The sequence below is a fragment of the Oxalobacter aliiformigenes genome (assembly GCF_027116575.1).
Lineage (GTDB): Bacteria > Pseudomonadota > Gammaproteobacteria > Burkholderiales > Burkholderiaceae_D > Oxalobacter > Oxalobacter aliiformigenes.
Genome location: NZ_CP098252.1, coordinates 1,738,733 through 1,762,771, shown reverse-complemented (window position 1 = coordinate 1,762,771; position 24,039 = coordinate 1,738,733). Strand labels below are relative to the sequence as shown.

Here is a 24,039-nt window from a genome sequence, read left to right as displayed (position 1 = left end):
AAAGAAACATCCAGACGATAAAGCCACTCAGCCTGAAAGAAAGAAGGATGCTTCTGTCTCACAGGATGCAAAACTGGAAGCGCTGAAAGTGGCAGAACAGCTGCCTGATGACGAGTCTGTCGTTGTCGACTTCGTGATGCGGTGTCGTTTTGCAGACGCGCGTTATGTGGCAGCACAGAAAATTCATTCGAGACAGGTTCTGGAACAGGTCAGATCGGCCATGCAAAAAACGGACCGGCGTGTATACAGGCTGATGCAGGTACGTCTGAATGAAATGACACGCAGTGATGTACTTGCAACCAGGGTTGGTCTGCTTGTCGGAAAGGCGTCTGCGCTGGCAGAAGAACCTGCGCTGACTCCCAATCTGGTCGTCGAGCTCGATCGGGAATGGCAAACAGTTACGGAAAACGATGCTGACAGGTTGCCGTTCGGGTTGAAAAGCCGGTTTGAGTCCTTGCGTGCGCAGCTTGAATCAAGATTGTCCGCTCAGCTGGTTTTGCAACGGGAAGTGAAAACAGCCTATGCCGAATTGTCGGAGCTGGATGGAAATCCTGTTATGACTCCTTCGGAACGTTCGGCACGGTTACAGGATTTTGCAGGGAAATTGAAAGAATGGAAAACATCGCCGGAACAATTTTCCCTGCCACGTCAGTTGCTTGCTGATTTCGAGACAAAACTGACCGCTCTTGCTGATTTGTCGGAACATTTCCGGAAAGAATACGAGGCGCAGGAGCTTCGTATGAAGTGGCTTCACGAAACAGAGCAGTCCGATTTTTCCCGTCTGGATGAATCGGAACTGAAAAAACAGTGGGCTGAATTGCCCGCAGTCAGGAACAAGGAACGGCTGGCCGAACTGGACGAGCGGTTCCATGCCATTCTTGTGCAGCTGGCCGTAGTGGAATCTTCCATTATTGATTCCTTTCCGAAACTCGAACTTTCCCCGTCCGAAGCAAAAGAGTATTTCGGCAAGCATTTGGGGGCGTTGCGGCAGGCGGTGGAATCGGGGTCTGTACAGGATGCCGTAATCCATGATGATGCGCTGCGCCAGCTTGAAACGGATGTACTGGATGCAGGTGACGAACAGCTGGTACAGCTGGAACATTTCAGGGCCGAACTCAGACGTTTGCAGGGGTGGGCAAAATGGAGTGGACAATTGTCACGCGAAAAGCTGATTCGTTTCATGCAGGAATTGCCTGAACAGGAGCTTGAAATCGGTATGCTGGCGGAGACGGTCGTTCAGGCGAGGGAACAGTGGAAGTCTCTTAATGCCGTATCCGGTATGGCGACCCGCGAACAATGGACCCAATTCGATGATGCTTGCAATCGTGCTTATGAACCAGTGCTTGAACATGCGAGAAAACAGGCCAGTGAAAGGGAAAAGAATATCATCCGGGCCGAGTCGATTATCGAAAATGTACGTGCCTTCGCGCATCATTTCGAGTCCGATCTGGCTGATGTGACGGCTCGTCATGAACAATTCGACTGGAAACCTGTGATCAGTTTTTACCGGCAGACGATGCAGTTGTGGCGTCAACTCGGCATGGTGGGAAGAAAGGAGAAAAAACGGCTTGATGAGACATTTTCCAGTGTTATCCAGCCCGTCAGGGAAAAGCTTTATGCCCAAACCCAGCTGGAAATCGGGCGCCGTCAACAGCTCATTGAAGAAGTGGAGAGAATCGATCCCGCTCACAAGGACGTCGGCAGGATGTTGCATGCCGTGCAGGACAAGTGGCAGATCTGCGCCAGAGCGTTTCCACTGGACAATCGGGAAGATAAAAAATTATGGGCACGTTTTCGTGAAGTTTGTGAACGGGTTCATGCTTGCCGGGTGGAAAAGAACAGGATCAACGATCTTGAGAGACAGCAACATCTCAGGCAAAAAGAGAAGATATGCGCAGAACTGGAGTCAATGAATGCCTGCGACAAACCCGGAGAGATTGAACATCGTCTCGGGGAACTTCTGAATCAATGGAAGAATGTCGGACATGTTCCACGCGACGCGGCATCTGAAATCCAGAACAGACTGGATGATGCGGTAGCGTTATGCAGAAATCGGATCAGACAATTGAAATCGGAAAGAATGTCTGAACTCCTGAAAGGATTTCACGATAAATTCGTATTGTGCTGTTCTTTGGAAAAACGGATTGCCGATTTTTGTGTCGAGACTGAAAATGGTCCGATCGATACCGTTTCCGAAGATGAGGAGTTTGAAACTGCGTGGAAATCATTGCCTGCTCTTCCGGAAAAGATGGAGAGTGTCTTGTCGCGCCGTTTTTATAATGGATTGAAAGCCATGGCTGGCAGGAATCTGGCATACGGGAAACGTTTGCTGGAGAACGTGTCCTCCATGAAAGAAAACATTCTCCGGTTTGAAATCCTGTATGGACTTGAATCACCGGATTATCTGGAGAATGAACGGCTCAAAAAACAGATGGAAATGCTTCAGGAAGCATTGGGAGGAAGTGAAACGCTTAAACCGGTGGATGTATCCAGACAGTTGCTTGAATTGCCTGCGCTGGCGGATGGGGAGGATATCGACCGGATCAACAGGCTGATCATGAAACTGAATGAACCCGGCTGATACCGGGTTTTTCAGGATTTCAGTGAACTGATGGTCCGGGTGGCTCGGATGAGCTGTTATCCGTGAAAAGCTGCGCACAGTCGACAGGATCGAATGAATAGGTCTTTCCACAGAAATCGCAATGAATTGCCAGATTTCCCTGTTCCCTGAGCGCGTCGTCGATTTCTTTTTTCCCGAGCATTTTCAGCATATTGCCCACTTTTTCACGGCTGCAGCTGCAACTGAAAGCCGGATGTACGGGATCGAAGGCAAAGAGATCTTCTTCCCAGAAAAGCCGGTGTTGTAATGTTTCGATATCGGTTTCAAGCAGTTCTTCTGTTTTGAGAGTCGATGCCAGAGCGAGAAGATGTTCCCATGCCTTGTCATCTTCGTCGTTTTTTTCGGCAAGCCCGTCTGGTCCGGTTTCCGGCGGCATCTTTTGCAGCAGGAGACCACGAATGACGAGGGAATCCGCAGCCAGCCAGATACGGGTGTCGAGTTGCTCCGACTGTTTCATGTAATTTTCGATAATTCGGGAAATGGATTCACCGTCAAGTGAAACGATGCCTTGGTAAGGGCGCTGTCCCGGCACTTTGTCGTGCGGATCCAGGGTGATGACAAAGCGGCCTGTTCCATTCGGATTGATCAGATCGGTGAAAGTGGCGTTTTCCTTGATGACGGCATCCTCAGCCAGTTTTGCCGTGGCACGGATTTTTAGGGACGAGTCGCATTCCACAACCAGCAGGCGGACAGGGCCACTACCCTGTACCTGCATAATGAGTGAGCCGTCGAACTTGATGTTGGCACTTAACAAAACGGCTGCACCGATCATTTCGCCAAGAAGACGGGTGACCGGTAAAGGGTATCCGTGATGCAATTGTATTTGATGCCAGGTTTCGGACAATTCAACGAATTCGCCACGAACAGGAGCATGTTGAAAAAGGAGTTTTTTAAGTTGATCTTTCATTGAATGGGGTTCCACGTAAACAATAACCGGATTTTACCGTGCAAAAGACTTCCGTATCGTTAAAGATTTGCATCTGTTGATTTTTCCTTGTCTGGCGAATTCCCGGCTTCCGGTCGATCAATCCCGACAAGTGTGTCTTCAAACCGTTGTTTGTTCCAGACATAGTGACTGGCCGCTCGCGGCATTCTGGCGGCTGTTTTTTCATCCATGGTTCTGGCGATCCGTGCCGGTACACCGAGCAGTACGACACCGGGTTTGAAGTTTTTGTTTTCGGCTATCAGTGTACCGGCACCGACAAGACTGTTTTCTGCAATGACCGATCCGTTCAGAACGGTTGCCCGGATGCCGATCATGGTTCCGTCTCCGATAGTGCAGCCATGCAGCATGGCCATATGTCCGACAGTGACGTTTTTTCCGACGGTCACAGGATAACCGGGATCGGCGTGAAGGACGGAACCATCCTGAATATTGCTGTTTTCACCGATGGTGATCCGGTCATTGTCGGCACGGATAACGACATTGAACCAGACGGATGCATGGGCTTTAATGACGACATCTCCGATAATTGTGGCATTGTCCGCAATGAAAGCGGAGGGATGAATTTTCGGTGTACGGTTTCCTAAACGATAAATGGGCATGATTGACTTCACGAAATGGCTGGCTTGAAAGACTTTTATTTTACCTTCTGTAACGTGCGTCATCGATCCGAAAGAAAAAATGACTAGACTCGGGGCAGTTACGGCTTCAGGATGTGATTTTCCGTTCGAAACGGTTTTTCAGGCAAGACATATGATTATAATGTTCTGCTTTACAGACAATTTTAATTACCGATGAAAGTTTCACGAACAGAATTTGTTGATGCTTATGACATGCGTTTGTGTGTCCGTCACTGGGGCGATGAAAGTGCGCCGAAGCTGTTTATGATACATGGCTGGATGGATATATCCGCTTCGTTTCAGTTTGTCGTGGATGCATTCAAACGTGACTGGCATGTGATTGCGCCGGATATGCGCGGTTTTGGCCATTCCGGCTGGGCAAAAGGAGGGTACTGGTTTCCGGATTATCTGGCGGATCTGGAGGCCCTGCTGGATCATTATTCTCCCAATGAACCTGTCCGGTTGATCGGTCACAGCCTGGGAGGGAATATCACCAGTGTTTACTCGGGAATCAGACCTTCGCGGGTGGCGCAGCTGGTCAGTCTGGAAGGTTACGGTATTGTCGAGAACCGTCCTGATATGGCACCCGGAAGACTGGAACGCTGGCTGGATTCCCGGAAGAAACCGGAAAGATTGCGACCTTATCCGGACAAGGAAGCCGTTATCGCCCGATTGCAGAAAAACAATCCCAGACTGACGTATGAAAGAGCTTTTTTTCTGGCGGATTACTGGACGGAGGTGAACGATAAGGGAGAGCGCATCGTGATGGCTGATCCAAGGCACAAGACACTTCCTGTCTTGTCCAGGCTGGATGAAATTCTGGCATGCTGGAGCCGGATAGAAGCGAAAGTGCTTTTTATCGAGGGGCAGCATTCCCTTCTGGGTATCCGCATGAAAGACCAGGCCAGGGCCCAGGAAGAGATCCGGCGTCGTGCCTCATACATCCGGGATGTCCGTATTGCGTTGGTGGAAGGTGCCGGTCATATGTTACAGCATGATCAGCCGGAAGCCGTTGCGAAACTGATCGAGGATTTTCTGGGTTGACAGAAAGTGGTGCCTGTCTGCGCCGGACGGTCGTCGTACAATACAATTTTAAGGATATGGTGGATCTGATTTATGTTGAATATTGATCTGCACTCGCATTCACGTGTTTCGGATGGTGTTCTTGGCCCGGCCGATCTGGTCAGACGTGCCTGTGACAATGGTGTTAAGGTACTGGCTCTGACAGATCACGATGAAGTGGCTGGTGTGACGGAAGCGAAAAGGACAGCCAGCGAAATGGGGATTGAACTGGTTTCCGGTGTGGAAATTTCGATTACCTGGGCGGGGACATCCATCCATATTGTCGGTTTGCATGTTGACGAAAAAGATCCGGTACTGGTCGACATGCTTCGCAGAAACCGTATGGGGCGTATGGAACGGGCACAGAGAATGGGAGAACGGTTTGCCGAACTGGGTGTCGAAGGCGCTTATGAGGGCGCCCTGAAGTATGTGACCAATCCGAACCTGATTTCCAGAAAGCATTTTGCCCGTTTTCTGGTAGAAACCGGTGTCTGCCCGACGATTTCGAATGCTTTCGACCGTTACCTGAAGGATGGAGGTCCTGCCTATATCCGCCACCAATGGGCGACTTTGACGGAAGCGGTCCAGTGGATTCTGGATGCGGGAGGAATGGCTGTCGTCGCCCATCCGGGCCGATACAAAATCAAGGATGTGGCGTTATACGCGTTTCTGGATGAATTCAAGCAGCTGGGAGGAAAAGGTATCGAGGTCGTAACGGGCAGTCATACTCCTGATCAGTATCTGTATTTTGCCAGACTGGCCAATCGTTACGGATTTCTGGCGTCGGTCGGTTCCGATTTTCATGCACCGGGAGAATCTCCTGTTGACGTCGGTTGTCTTCCCGATTTTCCCTGTCCTGTCGAACCGGTCTGGAAAGACTGGCGTTGACAGGAGCGTTTCGTTTCCCTGTTACCGATTGAAACCAAAAATTGCTGCATGATTTTCAATTTGCCATTATATTCGCTTATCTCATGTAAAAAATTAATAATCCGTTTCAGTTTTCCGGCAATCTTGTAAGAACAGGACTTGATTTTCCGGGAAACAGACCTATTTGAATATTTCAATCCTATACAATTCGGAAATACGGAATTCATTCATGAAAAGAATTTTTCTTTTTATTGTGACCAATCTGGCAGTCGTTCTGGTTATGTCGATCGTTCTGTCGCTTCTGGGGGTCAATCGCTATTTGTATCGCAGTGGACTGGATCTGGGCAGTTTGCTTGTATTTTCTCTGGTTGTCGGTTTTACCGGCTCCATTATTTCGTTACTGATGAGCAAAAGGATGGCCAAATGGTCAACGGGAGCATATGTAATCGATTCACATTCCAATGCAACGGAACAATGGTTGTTAAATACCGTTCAGAAACTGTCAATGGAAGCCGGAATCAGGATGCCGGAAGTCGCTGTGTACGAAGGGGAACCGAATGCTTTTGCGACCGGTGCTTTCAAAAATTCGGCGCTGGTCGCTGTTTCGACCGGTTTGCTTCAAAGCATGAATCATGAGGAAGTGGAAGCAGTACTCGGTCACGAAATCGCCCATGTCGCCAATGGAGATATGGTGACCTTGACCCTGATTCAGGGAGTGGTCAATACATTTGTGATTTTCCTCGCGCGTGTAGTCGGTTTTGTGGTGGATAATGTGCTGTCGAGAAATTCCGAAAATGGAAGAAGTGGTGTCGGTTATTTCTTTACGGTATTTGTTTGCGAGATATTGTTTGGCGTTCTGGCTTCCATGATTGTTGCGTGGTTTTCCCGTTATCGGGAATTCAGGGCAGATGCCGGTTCGGCCAGATTGTTGGGAAGCAGCAGGCCTATGATCCATGCTCTCCAGCGGCTCGGACATATGGAATCCGGTGACTTGCCGAAAAACATGACGGCAATGGGTATCAGCAGCCGCAGTGGTTTCATGTCGCTGTTTGCGACGCATCCTCCTATCGAAAAAAGGATTGAGGCGCTACAGACCGGTCGTATCTGATGGAACGGTTCAAGACTAAAAGTTGAGAAATGACGAGTTTTTATCTGGAAATACATCCTGTCAATCCTCAAACCCGCCTGATCAGGAAGGCTGCCGATATTGTGCGTGATGGAGGAGTGATCGTTATACCGACCGATTCCAGTTATGCGCTGGTATGCCGTCTGGATGACAAGGCAGCCGTTGACAGGATACGGCAGATCCGCCAGATTGACGAACGGCATTTACTGACGTTGTTGTGCCGTGATTTGAGTGAAGTGGGTTCCTATGCCAGAGTGGACAATTCCGCTTATCGCCTTCTCAAAACGGCGACACCGGGGGCCTTTACTTTTATCTTGCAAGCAACCAAGGAGGTACCGCGCCGTTTGTCGCATCCGTCTCGCAAGACAATCGGTTTGCGTGTGCCGGACAACCGTATCGATCAGGCCTTGCTGAAAGAGCTTGGAGAACCTCTGATCTGTACAACGGTTATTCTTCCGGGCGATGAAGATCCCATGACGGAAGGGTATGTCATTCAGGAAAGACTGGAAAAACTGGTTGACGCTGTTGTTGATGGTGGAGCCTGTGGCCTGTTGCCCACGACGGTCGTTGATCTGACCGGCAAGGAACCTTTGCTAGTGCGTAGTGGACGGGGAGAGCCTGCCCTGATAGGGTTGTAAAAAAACGGCCCGATGCATTTATCGGCTGTTTCATGATCTGAAAGTATGGAATGGAAAATATTGCTGAAACGGCCATAGTCTGGGTTATTCCCGTGTTGCTTGCCATCACCCTGCATGAGGCGGCACATGCCTTTGTCGCGCGCTTTCTCGGTGATTCAACCGCTTATATGCAAGGAAGAATGACACTGAATCCGTTCAGGCATATCGATCCACTCGGAACTGTTGTGATTCCTGCCATGCTTTTTCTTGTGGGCAGCCCTTTTATTTTCGGTTATGCCAAGCCGGTTCCCGTCAATTTCGGGCAGTTGCGTCATCCCAGAAGAGATTCCGCACTGGTGGCCCTGGCGGGACCAGGTTCGAATCTTCTTATGGCTTTGCTGTGGAGTCTGTTCAAAGTCGGTTTGTTGCTGGCGCATGGTCAGAACGGGTTTCTTCTTCAGATGGCCGATGCCGGTGTCATGATCAATCTGGTCCTTTTCGCTTTCAATCTTTTCCCATTGCCACCGCTGGATGGAGGACGCATAATGACAAGTCTGTTGCCGGTGAATATGGCGTACAAGTTTGCCCAGATCGAGCGGTACGGCTTTTTCATCGTGCTGGGACTGGTTTATCTCGGGCTGACGAATTACTGGATGCGTCCGGTGATGTATCTGGGGCGCTGGATCGTCAACCTGTTTCTTTATCCATTGTTATATTTTTTGTCTTTGTGATTCATTATGTATCCTGATCGTGTTGTTTCCGGCATGCGTCCGACCGGCGCATTGCATCTTGGCCATTATCATGGCGCCATCAAAAACTGGGTTCGTATCCAATCGGAAATCGAAAGCCTGTTTTTTGTCGCAGACTGGCATGCATTGACAACCCATTATGATGAAGTGGAAACCATCGAAAAGAATGCATGGGAAATGGTGATTGACTGGCTCGCAGCCGGTATTGATCCGGAAAAAGCGACGATTTTCATCCAGTCCAGGGTTCTTGAACATGCCGAACTGACGTTGCTGATGAGCATGTCGACTCCCCTATCATGGCTGGAGAGGGTGCCGACCTACAAGGATCAGATACAGAAGCTGGCACACAAGGATCTGACGACCTATGGTTTTCTGGGCTATCCTCTCATGATGGCGGCCGATGTGCTTGTTTATCGTGCCAATAAAGTTCCTGTCGGGGAGGATCAATTGCCGCACATGGAGATCATGCGGGAGCTGGCGCGACGTTTCAATTATATGTATGGTCGGGAAAAAGGCTTTGACGAGAAGGCTCAGGCGAGCGCGAAAAAACTCGGAAACAAACAGGCCAGGATTTTCATGGAATTGCGCACGGATTACCAGGAGAAAGGAAATACCGAATCGCTTGAGAAGGCAAAGGCCATGCTGGATCAGGCCGGCAGTCTGTCCACCAGTGACAGGGAGCTGCTGTACGGTTATCTGTTGGGAAGTCGCAAGCAGATTCTGGCGGAACCTCAAGCGTTGTTGACGGAAGCTTCCCGGTTGCCGGGGCTTGACGGCGCCAAGATGTCGAAAAGTTATGGCAATACGATTGCGTTGCGTGATGACAAGGAAACGATAGCCAGAAAAATCCGGACGATGCAGACCGATCCGGCACGTGTCAAGCGAACTGACCCGGGGGATCCCGAAAAATGTCCGGTCTGGCTTTTCCATGTTGTCTATTCCGATGATGAAACGAAAGAATGGGTGCAACAGGGGTGCCGTTCTGCCGGAATAGGCTGTATTCAGTGCAAGCAGCCGATTATCGATGCGGTCATTCGTGAACTGGAACCGATGCAGGAGAGAGCGCAACAGTATGTCGCCAAGCCGGCGCTTGTCAGGGAAATAGTCGAGTATGGCTGTGAAAAGGCGCGCAAGCTGGCTGGCGAAACCATGCGTGATGTCCGGGAAGCGATGGGGTTGGGATATTCCGGAAAATAATGGAAGCGGCAATTTGCTGGCATATTTATTCTCGGCTATAATTGAATGGCTTAACGAATTCAATCATTACCGTAGCGCCTGCGTTGTCCGACTCCTATTAAAACTCCAGCGTTCCGAACTGGTTAACAGCAGTTCGGGAGGTTAATGCAGCCTGATGAAGCGGTGCCGTTGCGGTAGCACTAAAAGGAGTTACCTTGCAATTCCCTTTCGGTCAACAAGTTCCAGCCGTTCTGGCGCTTGCAGACGGCACTGTTTTTCACGGCTATTCTATTGGCGCTTCAGGTGAGACTTCCGGCGAAGTTGTTTTCAACACTTCCATGACAGGTTATCAGGAGATTCTGACGGATCCCAGTTACAGCGGGCAGATCGTTACCCTGACTTATCCTCATATCGGCAATACAGGTGTCAATCCTGAAGATGTCGAGTCCAGAAAAATACAGGCAGCCGGTTTTATCGTCAAAGATGTCCAGCCCGTCATTTCCAATTTCCGTGCAACCCAGTCTCTTCCCGATTATCTGAAAGAACAGAATATTGTCGCGATTGCCGGTATCGATACCCGTAAACTGACTCGTATTCTTCGTGAAAAAGGGGCGCAGAGTGGCGCGATTGTCGTCGGGAACGATGAAAGGAAAGCACTTGAACTGGCACGTGGTTGTCAGGGGCTTTCCGGGCAGGATCTGGCCAGAGAGGTTACGACAGACAGTTCCTATGAGTGGACGGAAGCGGGCTGGGAGCTGGGTTCCGGTTACAAGCAGCTTGGCGACTACAAGTATCATGTCGTTGCATTCGATTTCGGTGTCAAGCGTAATATTTTGCGTATGCTGACTGATCGCGGGTGTAAAGTCACCGTACTTCCGGCACAATCTTCGGCTGAAGATGTACTGAAACTGTCACCGGATGGCGTTTTTCTTTCGAATGGCCCCGGCGATCCCGAACCGTGTACGTATGCAATTGATGCGGCTCGTGAATTGATCGAGCGTGGCATTCCGACTTTCGGGATTTGTCTCGGGCATCAGATCATGGCGTTGGCCGCCGGTGCAAGAACCATGAAAATGAAATTCGGCCATCATGGCGCCAATCATCCTGTACAGGATCTTGAAACGGGAAAAGTATTAATCACATCGCAAAACCATGGCTTTGCTGTCGATGCTTCTACATTGCCTTCCAATTGCAAGGTAACGCACAAGTCGCTTTTTGATGGTTCCCTGCAAGGATTTGCCCGAACCGATAAGCCCGCTTTCTGTTTCCAGGGGCATCCTGAAGCTTCGCCCGGCCCGGGAGATGTCGATTATCTGTTTGACAGATTTGTCGGACTGATGGAAAAAGCCAAAAAGGACAAGTAACCATTCGGTTTCGCTGTGGCAGGGGTTGCTTCGGCAAAATTGAAAGCATTTTCGCCGTTTTCCGGTTTTTGAAAACGGTAACCTATACAACTTGAAAATATGCCAAAACGTACTGATATCAAAAGCATTCTTATTATTGGCGCCGGCCCCATTATCATTGGACAGGCTTGTGAATTCGATTATTCCGGTGCCCAGGCTTGCAAGGCTTTGAGGGAAGAGGGGTACAGGGTCATTCTGGTCAACAGCAATCCTGCAACCATTATGACTGATCCGGATATGGCGGATGTGACGTTCATCGAACCGATCACCTGGAAAGTGGTCGAAAGGATTATCGAGAAAGAAAAGCCCGATGCCATTTTGCCGACCATGGGTGGCCAGACAGCTCTGAATTGCGCACTTGATCTGTATCGTAATGGTGTTCTGGAGAAATATGGTGTTGAGCTGATCGGTGCTTCGCCGGAAGCGATCGACAAGGCGGAAGATCGTTCGAAATTCAAGGAAGCCATGACGAAAATCGGGCTTTCCTCGGCACGTTCCGGAATTGCGCATTCGCTGGATCAGGCTTGGGATGTCCAGAAAAGAATCGGGTTCCCGGTGATCATCCGGCCGTCTTTCACACTGGGTGGTACGGGAGGCGGCATTGCCTATAATGAAGAAGAATTCGATGCGATTTGTCGTCGTGGACTGGAGGCTTCTCCAACCAGTGAATTGCTGATCGAGGAATCATTGATCGGCTGGAAAGAGTATGAAATGGAAGTGGTTCGTGATCGTGCGGACAACTGTATTATCGTCTGTTCGATCGAAAATCTGGATCCGATGGGAGTACATACCGGTGATTCGATTACAGTGGCGCCGGCGCAAACACTGACCGACAAGGAGTATCAGCTGATGCGCAATGCCTCGATTGCCATTCTGCGTGAAATCGGGGTGGATACAGGTGGATCGAATGTCCAGTTCGCCATCAATCCGAAAGATGGACGCATGATCGTCATCGAGATGAATCCACGTGTTTCCCGTTCATCTGCGCTGGCATCGAAAGCAACCGGGTTCCCGATTGCCAAGGTGGCGGCCAAGCTGGCGATCGGTTTCACTCTGGACGAACTGAGAAATGAAATTACGGGTGGTGCGACACCGGCTTCTTTTGAACCTTCCATTGATTATGTCGTCACGAAAGTACCCCGTTTCACATTCGAGAAGTTCCCATCTGCCGATCCGCATCTGACGACGCAGATGAAATCGGTGGGTGAAGTGATGGCGATCGGCCGGACATTCCAGGAGTCGTTCCAGAAAGCCTTGCGCGGGCTTGAAGTCGGTGTGGAAGGCATGAATGAGAAAACGACCGATCACGAAGTCATCAAGGAAGAACTCGGCGAACCGGGCCCGGAACGTATCTGGTATGTCGGTGATGCATTCGCACAGGGTTTCACGCTGGACGAGGTACATAATCTGACGCATATCGATCCCTGGTTTCTGGCGCAGATCAAGGAAATCGTCGATATCGAATTATGGCTTGACCGGCAGAAACTGGAAGATCTTGACAAGGACACTCTTTTCAAACTCAAGCAAAAAGGGTTCTCCGACAAACGTCTGGCCTGGTTGCTGAAAACGACAGACAAGGTAATTCGTGACAAACGTCATGCCTGGGGTATCCGGCCGGTTTACAAACGGGTCGATACCTGTGCAGCGGAATTCGCCACGAATACGGCTTACATGTATTCCACATATGATGAAGAATGTGAAGCCGAGCCGACAAACAAGAAGAAGATTATGGTTCTGGGCGGTGGCCCGAACCGTATCGGTCAGGGAATCGAGTTCGATTACTGTTGCGTTCATGCTGCCATGGCGATGCGTGAAGACGGTTATGAAACCATCATGGTCAACTGCAACCCTGAAACCGTTTCTACGGATTATGACATTTCGGATCGGTTGTATTTCGAACCGTTAACGCTGGAAGATGTTCTGGAAATCGTCGACAAGGAAAAACCATATGGTGTGATTGTCCAGTATGGCGGTCAGACACCGCTGAAGCTGGCGCTTGATCTGGAAGCCAATGGTGTGCCGATTGTCGGTACGTCTCCGGATATGATCGATGCGGCGGAAGATCGCGAGCGTTTCCAGAAACTGCTGAAAGAACTGAATCTGCGGCAACCTCCTAACCGAACTGCGCGTACCGAAGAAGAAGCGATGGAACTGGCCAAGGAAATCGGCTATCCGATTGTCGTCCGTCCTTCCTATGTCTTGGGCGGCCGTGCCATGGAAATCGTCCACGATCAGGCTGGTCTGGACCGTTATATGCGTGAGGCCGTCAAGGTTTCCAACGACTCGCCCGTTTTGCTTGACCGTTTCCTGAACGATGCGATCGAAGTGGATGTGGATTGTATATCCGATGGAAAACGGGTCGTGATCGGCGGTGTCATGGAACATATCGAACAGGCAGGGGTTCATTCCGGTGATTCTGCCTGTTCCTTGCCGCCTTATTCATTGTCGGAAGAAACCATCGAGGAACTGAAACGTCAGACAACACTGATGGCAAAAGGCCTGAATGTCGTCGGTCTGATGAATGTCCAGTTCGCTATCCAGCATCAGGAAGTGGATGGCAAACTGCAGGATGTCGTGTTTGTGCTTGAGGTCAATCCACGGGCTTCCCGTACGGTTCCGTTTGTTTCTAAGGCGACCGGACGGCAACTGGCGAAGATTGCAGCCCGGTGCATGGTCGGTAAATCGCTGGATGAACAGGGTATCGACAAGGAAACCGTACCGCCTTATTTCAGTGTCAAGGAAGCTGTTTTTCCGTTTGTCAAATTCCCGGGTGTGGATACGATTCTTGGGCCGGAAATGAAATCGACCGGTGAGGTCATGGGAGTTGGAAAATCGTTCGGCGAGGCTTTTGTCAAGTCGCAAATGGCGGCGGGAGTGAACTTGCCGCGTTCAGGAAAGGTTTTCCTCTCGGTCAAGGACAGCGACAAACCAAGGGCCGTCAAGGTGGCGAAAGATCTTGTCAAACTCGGTTTTACGATTATGGCGACAAGAGGAACGGCCAATACGATTCGTGAAGCGGGTATTGAAGTTGAAACAGTGAACAAGGTTGCCGAAGGGAGACCACATATCGGTGACGTGATCAAAAATCATGAAATCGTGATGGTGATCAATACTGTGGAAGAAAGAAGGAACGCCATTTTCGATTCCCGCATCATACGGACATCGGCTCTGGCAGCCCGTATCAATACTATTACGACAATTGCGGGAGCGGAAGCAGCTGTTCAGGGGATCGCATGTATGGACAATATCAACGTCTATGATTTGCAGAGTCTGCACAGAATGCTTCACTGAAGTGAATGAGTAAATGAGTTTGCGAGGCTTTACTGGCACTGTTGTCGTGTCGCAAAGTCTCGCCGGTTTTTTTGAGAGATAGGAAAAATGAGTTCTATACCAGTTACTGTCAGAGGCGCACAAATGATGCGTGATGAATTGCATCGGCTGAAAACCAAAGACCGCTATGAAGTGATTGCTGCCATTGCCGAGGCCCGCTCTCATGGGGATTTGTCCGAAAATGCGGAGTATGATGCAGCCAAGGAACGTCAGGCGTTTATTGAAGGGCGTATTGCCGAACTGGAGAGCAAGTTGAGTTCGGCGCAGATTATCGATCCAAAAACCTTGAATACCAATGGCCGTGTTGTTTTCGCTGCTACCGTGGCACTGGAAGATTTGGAAAACGGTGAAAAGGTCAGTTACCAGATTGTCGGTAATGACGAGGCTGATCTGAAGGAGATGAAAATTTCGGTTACTTCGCCGCTGGCTCGTGCCCTGATCGGTCGCGAAGCGGGCGATGTCGTTGAAGTCAACGCGCCCGCCGGAATCCGCGAATATGAAATTCTTGATGTATTGTTTATCTGAAATCGTCTTTACCGGGCGAGTGCCTTTTTCTTGGCACTCGTCTGGCGGGTTTTCTTGCGTTTGATCAGTCCGCCTTGGGTGACGCGCTCGTTGCCTTTGATCAGGACTTTCTTCACGCGATTCTTGATGGCGCCGAATCCCGGTTTGAACGTCACAACAGACTTCAGTCCCCCTTTTTTGTTATTTTCCGCCGGTTTGACAGATTCTTTCTGCGGACGATAAATGACCAGCAGTTTGCCGATATGCTGTATGGGAGCAGCATCGAGTTGCTGGCAGATCGATTGCAGTATTTCGACGCGTGCCAGCCGGTCATCACCGAAAACGCGGATTTTGATCAGGCCGTGCGCATCAAGGTTGACATTGATTTCTTTCAGAACGGCGTCGCTCAATCCGGCATCGCCAATCATGACAACCGGATTCAGACTGTGTGCCTGCGATCTCAGCAGGCTTCGTTGTGCAGAAGTTAATTTCAGCATAGTATTCCTTTGGAAAACTGTATTTTACGCGAATGTCAAAGAATAAATTCAATAAAAGTTGGATGAGAAACCATCTCGGCGATCCTTATGTGAAACTGGCGCAAAAGGAAGGTTATCGTGCCCGTGCCGTTTACAAGCTGAGTGAGATAGATGAAGATACAGGATTGATCAAACCGGGTCAGATTATTGTCGATCTGGGGTGCGCTCCTGGCAGCTGGTCACAGTATATTACCCGTAAACTGGGAGCTCAAGGCAGCAATCAGGTTAACGGGGTTGTTGTCGGTCTCGATATTCTTCCGATGGAACCGGTGCCGGGAGTCCATTTCCTTCAGGGCGATTTTCGGGAAGAATCAGTTCTGAATGAACTCGAGACGTTACTGAAAGGACGAAAGGTGGATCTTGTATTATCTGATATGGCACCCAATCTCTCAGGAATCGCATCGACTGATGCTGCCCGGGTGGAATATCTGATGGAGCTGGCACTTGATTTTGCACAGGCTCATCTCAAACCGTCCGGGTCATTGCTGGTCAAGTGTTTCAATGGGAGCAGTTACAACGAAATATTGAAAAGATTCCGTGAAACTTTTATAAGTGTCACTCCCAAGAAACCCAAGGCAAGTCGTGATTATTCTTCGGAAATCTTTTTGTTGGGACGACAGTTGCGTCATGGTGAAGAATAGTGACTTGATTTTTATGATTTTGTCTCCATTTGTAAAAAGTGTGTATTTCGGTTCGTAAAACCGGATAATGCTTTTGGGAAATCACGATAGGTAGACGGGCTGACTTTAATTAATATTGTCTCTGTCACCGTGTCATACGGTGATAGCAGATGCTTGAAAATGATTGTAAAATGGACTATCTATCAGCAATTGACGCACTGGCGTCTGAGGAGTCTTTGTGAACAACATGTTTGTCAGGGTAGGCATCTGGACTGCCATTATCATTGTCCTTCTTACGACCTTCAAACATTTTACGGATCGTAGCAATGCGACGAATGTTGAACCGATCAATTACTCACAGTTTCTTGACGAAGTGAAATCCAAACGGATCAAGGATGTCGTCATTGAAGACCGGTCGATTGTCGCCACAACTGCCGACGGGAAAAAGGTCAAGACGGGAGTGACTTATCTCGACCGTGGACTTGTCGGCGATCTTGTTGACAATGGTGTCCAGTTCGATGTCAAACCGCCGGAAGAACCTTCATTCTGGTCCCAGATATTGATCTCATGGTTCCCCATGCTGCTTCTGGTTGGAGTCTGGATCTTTTTTATGCGTCAGATGCAGGGCGGAGGAAAGGGTGGCGCTTTCTCGTTCGGAAAATCGAAAGCGCGGATGATAGACCAGAAAAACAATACCGTGACTTTCAACGATGTCGCCGGTTGCGACGAAGCCAAAGAAGAAGTTTATGAAGTGGTGGATTTCCTGCGTGATCCGAACAAATTCCAGAAACTGGGTGGGCGAATCCCTCGCGGGTTGTTGCTGGTCGGCCCTCCGGGTACCGGCAAGACGCTTTTGGCCAGAGCAATAGCCGGGGAAGCCAAAGTACCGTTTTTTTCCATTTCCGGTTCGGATTTTGTGGAAATGTTCGTCGGTGTCGGCGCTTCGCGTGTTCGTGATATGTTCGATACGGCAAAGAAACATTCGCCATGTATCATCTTTATCGATGAAATCGATGCCGTCGGTCGTCATCGTGGTGCCGGTATGGGAGGCGGCAACGATGAACGTGAACAGACGTTGAACCAGTTGCTGGTTGAAATGGATGGTTTCGAACCGAATTCGGGGACGATTGTCGTAGCGGCGACCAATCGGGCCGATGTGCTGGACAAGGCGTTGTTGCGTCCGGGACGTTTTGACCGGCAGGTTATTGTCGGTCTGCCGGATATCCGGGGACGTGAGCAGATTCTCAATGTGCATATGCGCAAGGTACCGATTGCTCCGGATGTCGACCCCAATGTTTTGGCACGGGGTACACCTGGCTTTTCTGGCGCTGATCTGGCCAATCTGGTCAATGAATCGGCACTGTTTGCCGCACGTCGCAACAAACGTCTGGTTGAAATGCAGGATTTTGAAGATGCAAAGGACAAAATTCTGATGGGGCCGGAACGCAAGTCTTTTGTCATGCGTGAAGAAGAACGGACGAATACGGCTTACCATGAATCCGGTCACGCCGTAGTTGCCAAGCTCTTGCCGAAAGCCGATCCGGTCCATAAGGTGACTATCATGCCGCGTGGTCATGCGTTGGGGCTGACTTGGCAGTTGCCTGAACATGACCGTATCAATATGTACAAGGACAAAATGCTGGAGGAAATCGCCATTTTGTTCGGTGGTCGTATCGCGGAGGAACTGTTCATGCACCAGATGTCTACTGGTGCCTCTAACGACTTTGAGAGAGCGACCAAGATTGCCAGAGCTATGGTGACGCGTTACGGTATGTCGGAAACGTTGGGGACTATGGTTTATGAAGATACGGAACAGGATATGTTTTATGGTGGACGTATGTCAGCCAAAACAGTATCCGAGGCAACACAACAGAAAGTCGATAATGAAATCCGTTCCATTCTTGACCAGCAATATGCGCTTGCCCGTAAATTGCTTGAAGAAAATCGTGACAAGGTCGAGAAAATGGCAAAATTGTTGCTTGAGTGGGAAACACTGGATTCCGATCAGGTGAACGATATCATGGATGGAGTCGATCCCCGTCCACCGAAGTCTGCACCTTCAAAACCGTCGCAGGGTAATAATGACGATCCTGAAGTGACGGAGAATGCCACGGCACCTGCCTGATCCATTTACTGTCTGTCAAAAGGGTGAGCCTGTCTCGCCCTTTTTTTGAATAAAAAATGAAATATTTTCAATGTGGCCGTTACCGTTTTGAGCTGGAGGGTGAAAAATTTCGTCCTCTGGTTATGGGTATTCTGAATGTTACGCCGGACTCATTTTCCGATGGTGGCAAATATTTATCTTTGTCTTCCGCATTATCACATGCAGAAGAAATGATCGGGGAAGGGGTCGATATTATCGATATCGGGGCCGAGTCTTCGCGTCCCGGTGCGGATCCTGTTCCCCTTCAGGAAGAACTTGACCGGATCATGCCGGTTGTCGAGGCATTGAAGGATTGCGGGAAGCCTTTGTCCATTGATACTTACAAATCTGAAGTCATGTCTGCCGCTTTGGCTGGTGGTGCTGACATGATCAATGATATTTGTGGTTTCGCATCTGAAGAGTCTCTGAAAGCGGTTGCCGGTTATGATTGTGGCTTGTGCGTCATGCATATGCAGGGTAATCCCAAAAGTATGCAGAATCGCCCCCGTTATGAGGATGTAATCGGAGAAGTTTCAGACTTTCTCGAACGGCAGGTTTTACATTTGAAAGAAGCGGGAATATCGGAAGATCGCATATGTATTGATCCGGGATTCGGCTTTGGCAAATCTCTGGAAGATAATCTGGTTTTGCTCAGAAATATGGATGTCTTGCGGAAAAAATCGGGTTTGCCTGTTCTGGCAGGATTGTCGCGTAAGTCAATCGTGGCTGCCTTGACCGGAAAGCCGGTTGAAAAAAGGCTGGCCGGTAATCTGGCGATCGCACTGTCTGCTGTCGAACATGGTGCGGCAATTCTGAGAGTACATGAAGTAGGCGAAACGCTGGATGCATTGAGGGTCTGGCTGGCGACACGATAGTATCACTAAAAATTGGTAAGAAAATGAAACGTCGATATTTTGGAACGGATGGTGTACGGGGAGAAGTTGGAAAAGCACCGATTACGCCCGATTTTGTTATGAAACTTGGCTATGCTGCCGGTAAGGTTTTAACCAGAACGACCATGTCTTCCGGTTCTCCGACTGTCCTGATCGGCAAGGATACGCGTATTTCAGGATATATGCTGGAGGCATCCTTGCAAGCGGGGCTTTCTGCGGCCGGAGTTGATGTGATGCTGTCTGGTCCCATGCCTACTCCTGCTGTAGCCTATTTGACACGTGCATTACGTCTCTCTGCCGGTATTGTCATTTCAGCTTCGCATAATCCTTACCATGACAATGGTATCAAGTTCTTTTCAGCATCCGGCAACAAGCTGCCGGATGATATGGAATTTGAAATTGAATCCTTGGTCGATAAACCGATGGATTGTGCTACTTCGGAAAATCTGGGTAAAACACGCAGACTGGATGACGCGCAGGGAAGATATATCGAATTTTGCAAGAGCACTTTTCCGACGAATTATGATCTTCGGGGACTCAAGATGGTTGTCGATTGTGCCAATGGTGCAGCTTACAATATTGCACCGTGTGTTTTTCACGAACTGGGCGCTGATGTCATATCCATAGGAGCACAGCCAAATGGATTGAATATTAACGATCATTGCGGAGCGACATCCGTTGAATCGCTGGTTTCGGCTGTTCTTGAGAACAAGGCCGATCTTGGAATAGCACTGGATGGCGATGCAGACAGGCTGGTTATGGTCGATGCGAACGGACAAATTTACAATGGCGATCAGCTTTTGTACCTGATTGCCAAGGACAGGCTGGCTTATAGCGATGTCAAGGGAGTTGTCGGTACTCTTATGACCAATATGGGATTGGAAGTGGCATTTCGGGAGAAACAGGTCGGTTTTGCACGAGCTAATGTCGGAGACAGGTATGTTCTTGAGACCCTTTTGGAAAAAGGATGGTTGTTGGGTGGAGAGGGATCGGGACATCTGATCTGTCTCGACAAACATACTACCGGTGATGGTATCATTTCTGCCTTGCAGGTATTGGCAGCTCTTCGTCGCCATAACACTACGCTTCCATCTTTCATCAGTGAATTGAAACTGTATCCGCAAACGCTGGTAAATGTTCGGATCACTCCAGGGTTTAACTGGAAGGATAATGTTGCCTTGCAGTCGGCAAAACAGGAAGTCGAAGCGGAACTGGGTGATCGTGGCAGAGTGCTTATCCGGGCATCGGGTACAGAACCCCTGATACGTATCATGGTTGAAGCCGAGGATGCTGCAGAGGCTCGGAAAATGGCTGAGCGGATTGCAAGTCAGTGTCATGCACAAGCGGCATAATGTACTCCGTCGTTTCGTGCCAACGAAAAAATGAAAAGATTCGACGGACAATTGATTTTGTGAAACAGTAAAGGTATCATTACGTTCTTCGGGGCGTAGCGCAGCCTGGTAGCGCAACTGGTTTGGGACCAGTGGGTCGGATGTTCGAATCATCTCGCCCCGACCATATACCAAACAGGCTGTCTTTGGCAGCCTGTTTTTTATTGAAAGAAAATGTCGTTTATAATATATCCTTTCAATAAGCGCCGATTTCAACCTGCCCTTAGCTCAGCTGGATAGAGCAACGGCCTTCTAAGCCGTAGGTCAGTGGTTCGAATCCACTAGGGCAGGCCATTAAAATCAATTGCTTACGCAGGTTTTTCACTTGACCTTTCTTCCCATGTCTAATAGATGTTTAGACATGACGGGTAGAACTTCTTTATCCTTGTCGCGCCGGTAAATGGCTGTTGTCTTGCTGTCACGGTGTCCTAGGAGTTTTTAGGCATTGTCCTGGGGCTCAGAATTAGATACAACTTTCGCACGCAGATCATCCTTGAACTGGAACCACTCGAAATCCTGTCCGTTTTCGTCTGCATATGCTTTTGCTTTCGGGTGGGCATTCCGGAAATCAGCCTTGAACTTGTCGTAGGTAATCGCTTGTCCCCGTTCTTCGCAGATGGGCGTTTTGCCGATGATACCGCGAGACTTGATTCGCCTATTCGCCTGACGATTTTTTCCAGTTTTCCGCTGATGAGGACCCATACAATCTGATGAGTCTTGTTTTGGGCAAACACTAGCGCACCATCCTTTATATCAGACCATTGTACTTTGAATACGTCTGCAGGACGTTGTTCGGTTAAAAAAGCGAGATCCATGGCATCTTGCAGGTATTCCTTGGCAAATTGTTTGATCAACGAAAATGTTTCATCCTTTAAAACATGTCTCTGTGCGACTCAGCTTTCATCTGGCGAGTTATACCAGAAACCGGATTCGATATGATCATCAATCCTCTGACACGGGCCCGGTTGAATACGACGGATAAATGTTCGATTTCTTTTTTCGTACAGATCTTCGATAAGTGTTTGTCGTAAACATCATTAAATATACCGGTATGATTTTATTTATATTGGATTTTTCCGAAAACAGGATTAAAGAATTATCAAAAGCTTTTGTCGTTTTCAGTGTTCTTGGCGATGGACCAGAAGTATCAGATTGGCTGCGCCATGTGAAAAATTTTTCTCATACGTTCGACAATGTGTTTGATGAAAGGGGGATGCTCGTAGCAAGTAAAGAGTATCGGTCTGATAAAAAAAGAGGTTATGGACATGCGGGAGTTCGTAAGCTGAACCGGCTATTCAGTAATGCATATTTCTCCGGAGAGTCTTTTATTAGCATACTCCCGCATGGGATTTGAATGGTAATGGTGTATAAAGTGTTTGGTCAAGTGTCCCGTTGCAGATATTGTATGAGTGTACATTTGATGGATCATTTTCAATGGCAGGGTACATGATATGTGCGGAATTGTTTCTCGTGTAACACATTGTGAGATAGGAACGAAATGTTACTGATAAAAGTCATAATGATGATCATCAAGTTTTTACAGCAAGTCCTGTTATGCCCGTAGGAATTTTTCTTGCGGGCATTTTTTTATCGAATACAGTTCATCTCTTAACTATTTGATTAAATTGAAATATTTTTGGATGAACGTAACTGGAGAGAAAGTTTTGAATACGCAGGCAGATTTTAAGGGGAGAAGACTGGATGGGGTGATAAAAAAAGTGGCTGCAGATGTTTTCGGGCGGATGTTTCCCGATTTCTTCTTTAAGGACAGATTGTAATGAATATCTTGCAGGAAGTGTTTGTGAATGGTAACCGGTATGTTATGGTAAATAAGTTCTGGATATTATGAAACAAATTCTGATGCATTGATCTTCTATGGCAGATACGTGTTTTGTCTTGTTATGAATTCTGTCAGGGACAAGGAACGGTTTCCGGGCAAGCGTTTTCCATGTTATTTTTTACCGGAGAAGACGGAAGTAGCGAGCAAAAATCCATATGAGAGGATGAAACGATGATAGTTGAAGAATGGTCTGGAAATTACGTCAATGTGTATGTCGACGGTTATGTTTTCTCTGCTGATTCCGGAAAACGTGTCTGGGAATTTGGTGACGGCCAGGATAGTGATGAACGCCGGAAATTTGAAGCTGCGAAGCGAGGGATGACGGTGAATGAGTTTGTCGATCACTATAGAGGCATTTGCAATGCGGCGGCAGGCTGGAAAGATCCGGATTGGGAGTATCGTTATAACGTGGTTGCTTTGGATGGTCAGGGAACCACGTTGCTGAAGGAAGTGATGAATCGGGTTGAGGAAGCGATTGAAAAAAACGATGCAGTCCAGAATCGGGAAAAATGCCAGGACATGCTTAAAAGATATGCATCGCTGGGAATGATCCGTCAGAATGGCCTCTCTATCAGGAAGTATATTTATGGCAGAAAGGAAAACGCAGCCGGGCGTATTGTGTATCAGATGGGAGAATTGACACCTTCCTGGATAGCGTCTTTGATTCCTGAATCGGTATTGTCAAAAGCAGTACACAGGAAAAAGTGACGCGGAAAGCAGATTGTTGATTCTGGCAGACCAGGTGCAGGGAATATGCCTGAGATCGGTTATTTACGTCATGAATCCGGCAATCTTTTTTCTGGCGGGAAAAAAATCCGCATGTTTCCTGGTATTAGACCAGCAAAGTCATGATGGAACAAACGGAAAATGGAAAAAAGTCCAGTCTGGCCATATCCGGAGTGGGCGATATTATCTTTTCAGGTTACTGATACAAATTTGTTTTCGTTTTCTACATAAAATTTTTCGACAGGGATTCAATCCGGATCGGGAATTGCTGCCGCTTTTTGTTTTTCTTTTTCTGTAATGGTCCACAAATAGACGGTCTTGGTTCCGACTTTTTCAATTTTTTCCGCCGGCCATTCTGAACCCATGTCGGATTCATTCGATACGACGCGTGAGCCGATTTTCAGCTGTTTCCACAGAATGGGACGTAATTCGTAATTGATTGTTTGTGGGAGGTATAGCGCTACGACTGTAGCGTCTGAAAAATCCACCTTGTAAAAATTGCCGAGTCTGAATTGCACAAGGTTCTCGACTTCGGCTGCTTTGGCATTCGCGTTGGCTTCTTCTATCCGTTTCGGATTCAGGTCGATGCCGACACCTCGGGCACCGTAATTTTTTGCCGCGGCAATGACGATGCGTCCATCCCCGCAGCCAAGATCGTAGACGAGATCGTTCCGGTTCACTTGCGCCAGTTTGAGCATACCGTCCACCGTTTCAGGCCAGGTTGTGATGAATCCGGCATCAAGTTCGGGTCCCATCATTTCGTCGAGTCCGAATTGTGATTTGGCACTGATGACCACAAAAACGGGAAGAAAAAATGCAACGAATATAAAGGCTGCAATAGTCAGTCTGGTATTTTTCTTGGAACTCATAAAG

The 24,039-nt window shown here is 48.7% G+C and carries 21 protein-coding genes and 2 tRNA genes; 18 read left to right on the top strand and 5 right to left on the bottom strand.

Annotation, left to right across the window (positions count from 1 at the left end):
• The first annotated feature begins 88 nt into the window (after positions 1-88).
• Complete coding sequence (locus NB647_RS08195) at positions 89-2,581, top strand: DUF349 domain-containing protein (protein ID WP_269282906.1); 2,493 nt, start codon at positions 89-91, stop codon at positions 2,579-2,581.
• 19 nt (positions 2,582-2,600) lie between these two features.
• Here NB647_RS08195 and hslO read toward each other — a convergent pair whose 3' ends face one another.
• Together hslO and NB647_RS08185 are read right to left on the bottom strand one after the other, a co-directional pair.
• Entirely contained in the window at positions 2,601-3,527 is a 927-nt protein-coding gene (gene hslO, locus NB647_RS08190) for an Hsp33 family molecular chaperone HslO (RefSeq protein WP_269282904.1), read from the bottom strand.
• Between the two features lie 59 nt (positions 3,528-3,586).
• Positions 3,587-4,165, bottom strand: coding sequence for a gamma carbonic anhydrase family protein (locus NB647_RS08185; RefSeq protein ID WP_269264120.1), 579 nt, complete (start codon positions 4,163-4,165; stop codon positions 3,587-3,589).
• 192 nt (positions 4,166-4,357) lie between these two features.
• Here NB647_RS08185 and NB647_RS08180 point away from each other — a divergent pair, with 192 nt between their 5' ends.
• From NB647_RS08180 to greA, 9 genes are all read left to right on the top strand, one after another.
• The gene (locus NB647_RS08180; protein WP_269264119.1) at positions 4,358-5,227 is read left to right on the top strand and encodes an alpha/beta fold hydrolase; all 870 of its coding nucleotides are present in this window, start codon (positions 4,358-4,360) and stop codon (positions 5,225-5,227) included.
• Positions 5,228-5,299: 72 nt separating this feature from the next.
• Positions 5,300-6,133, top strand: coding sequence for a 3',5'-nucleoside bisphosphate phosphatase (locus NB647_RS08175; protein WP_269282902.1), 834 nt, complete (start codon positions 5,300-5,302; stop codon positions 6,131-6,133).
• A gap of 208 nt (positions 6,134-6,341) precedes the next feature.
• The gene (htpX, locus tag NB647_RS08170) at positions 6,342-7,220 is read left to right on the top strand and encodes a protease HtpX (RefSeq protein ID WP_269282901.1); all 879 of its coding nucleotides are present in this window, start codon (positions 6,342-6,344) and stop codon (positions 7,218-7,220) included.
• 29 nt (positions 7,221-7,249) lie between these two features.
• Positions 7,250-7,876 (top strand): L-threonylcarbamoyladenylate synthase, encoded by a 627-nt coding sequence (locus tag NB647_RS08165; RefSeq protein ID WP_269282899.1) that lies wholly within the window; start codon positions 7,250-7,252, stop codon positions 7,874-7,876.
• 50 nt (positions 7,877-7,926) lie between these two features.
• Positions 7,927-8,586 (top strand): site-2 protease family protein, encoded by a 660-nt coding sequence (locus NB647_RS08160; RefSeq protein WP_269282897.1) that lies wholly within the window; start codon positions 7,927-7,929, stop codon positions 8,584-8,586.
• A gap of 6 nt (positions 8,587-8,592) precedes the next feature.
• Positions 8,593-9,801 carry a tryptophan--tRNA ligase gene (locus NB647_RS08155; RefSeq protein ID WP_269282894.1) on the top strand — a complete coding sequence of 403 codons (1,209 nt, stop codon included), beginning with the start codon at positions 8,593-8,595 and terminating at the stop codon, positions 9,799-9,801.
• A gap of 194 nt (positions 9,802-9,995) precedes the next feature.
• On the top strand, positions 9,996-11,144 hold the full coding sequence (carA, locus tag NB647_RS08150; RefSeq protein ID WP_269264113.1) for a glutamine-hydrolyzing carbamoyl-phosphate synthase small subunit: 1,149 nt from the start codon (positions 9,996-9,998) through the stop codon (positions 11,142-11,144).
• A gap of 99 nt (positions 11,145-11,243) precedes the next feature.
• A complete protein-coding gene (carB, locus tag NB647_RS08145) occupies positions 11,244-14,474 on the top strand; it encodes a carbamoyl-phosphate synthase large subunit (protein WP_269264112.1) in 3,231 nt (1,076 codons plus the stop codon).
• A gap of 87 nt (positions 14,475-14,561) precedes the next feature.
• Positions 14,562-15,038, top strand: coding sequence for a transcription elongation factor GreA (gene greA / locus NB647_RS08140; protein WP_269264111.1), 477 nt, complete (start codon positions 14,562-14,564; stop codon positions 15,036-15,038).
• Between the two features lie 8 nt (positions 15,039-15,046).
• On the opposite strand, the gene yhbY is transcribed toward greA, so the two are convergent.
• Positions 15,047-15,514 carry a ribosome assembly RNA-binding protein YhbY gene (gene yhbY, locus NB647_RS08135; RefSeq protein WP_269264110.1) on the bottom strand — a complete coding sequence of 156 codons (468 nt, stop codon included), beginning with the start codon at positions 15,512-15,514 and terminating at the stop codon, positions 15,047-15,049.
• A gap of 32 nt (positions 15,515-15,546) precedes the next feature.
• On the opposite strand from yhbY, the gene NB647_RS08130 reads away from it, so the two are divergent.
• From NB647_RS08130 to NB647_RS08105, 6 genes are all read left to right on the top strand, one after another.
• A complete protein-coding gene (locus NB647_RS08130; RefSeq protein ID WP_269282891.1) occupies positions 15,547-16,194 on the top strand; it encodes an RlmE family RNA methyltransferase in 648 nt (215 codons plus the stop codon).
• A 217-nt stretch (positions 16,195-16,411) separates the two neighbouring features.
• Positions 16,412-18,298, top strand: coding sequence for an ATP-dependent zinc metalloprotease FtsH (gene ftsH, locus NB647_RS08125; protein WP_269264108.1), 1,887 nt, complete (start codon positions 16,412-16,414; stop codon positions 18,296-18,298).
• A 56-nt stretch (positions 18,299-18,354) separates the two neighbouring features.
• Positions 18,355-19,191, top strand: a complete 837-nt coding sequence (gene folP / locus NB647_RS08120; RefSeq protein ID WP_269282889.1) for a dihydropteroate synthase — start codon at positions 18,355-18,357, stop codon at positions 19,189-19,191.
• Positions 19,192-19,214: 23 nt separating this feature from the next.
• Positions 19,215-20,561 (top strand): phosphoglucosamine mutase, encoded by a 1,347-nt coding sequence (gene glmM / locus NB647_RS08115; RefSeq protein WP_269282887.1) that lies wholly within the window; start codon positions 19,215-19,217, stop codon positions 20,559-20,561.
• 89 nt (positions 20,562-20,650) lie between these two features.
• Positions 20,651-20,727: transfer RNA gene (locus tag NB647_RS08110), tRNA-Pro, on the top strand.
• Positions 20,728-20,817: 90 nt separating this feature from the next.
• Positions 20,818-20,894: transfer RNA gene (locus NB647_RS08105), tRNA-Arg, on the top strand.
• A gap of 144 nt (positions 20,895-21,038) precedes the next feature.
• Here the strand turns inward: NB647_RS08105 and NB647_RS08100 are convergent.
• Complete coding sequence (locus NB647_RS08100; protein ID WP_269282885.1) at positions 21,039-21,302, bottom strand: hypothetical protein; 264 nt, start codon at positions 21,300-21,302, stop codon at positions 21,039-21,041.
• Between the two features lie 316 nt (positions 21,303-21,618).
• Between NB647_RS08100 and NB647_RS08095 the strand changes: the two genes are divergently transcribed.
• On the top strand, positions 21,619-21,954 hold the full coding sequence (locus tag NB647_RS08095; RefSeq protein WP_269282883.1) for a hypothetical protein: 336 nt from the start codon (positions 21,619-21,621) through the stop codon (positions 21,952-21,954).
• 657 nt (positions 21,955-22,611) lie between these two features.
• Complete coding sequence (locus NB647_RS08090) at positions 22,612-23,148, top strand: hypothetical protein (protein WP_269282882.1); 537 nt, start codon at positions 22,612-22,614, stop codon at positions 23,146-23,148.
• Positions 23,149-23,414: 266 nt separating this feature from the next.
• On the opposite strand, the gene NB647_RS08085 is transcribed toward NB647_RS08090, so the two are convergent.
• Positions 23,415-24,035, bottom strand: a complete 621-nt coding sequence (locus NB647_RS08085) for an SAM-dependent methyltransferase (RefSeq protein WP_269282880.1) — start codon at positions 24,033-24,035, stop codon at positions 23,415-23,417.
• Positions 24,036-24,039 lie beyond the last annotated feature (4 nt).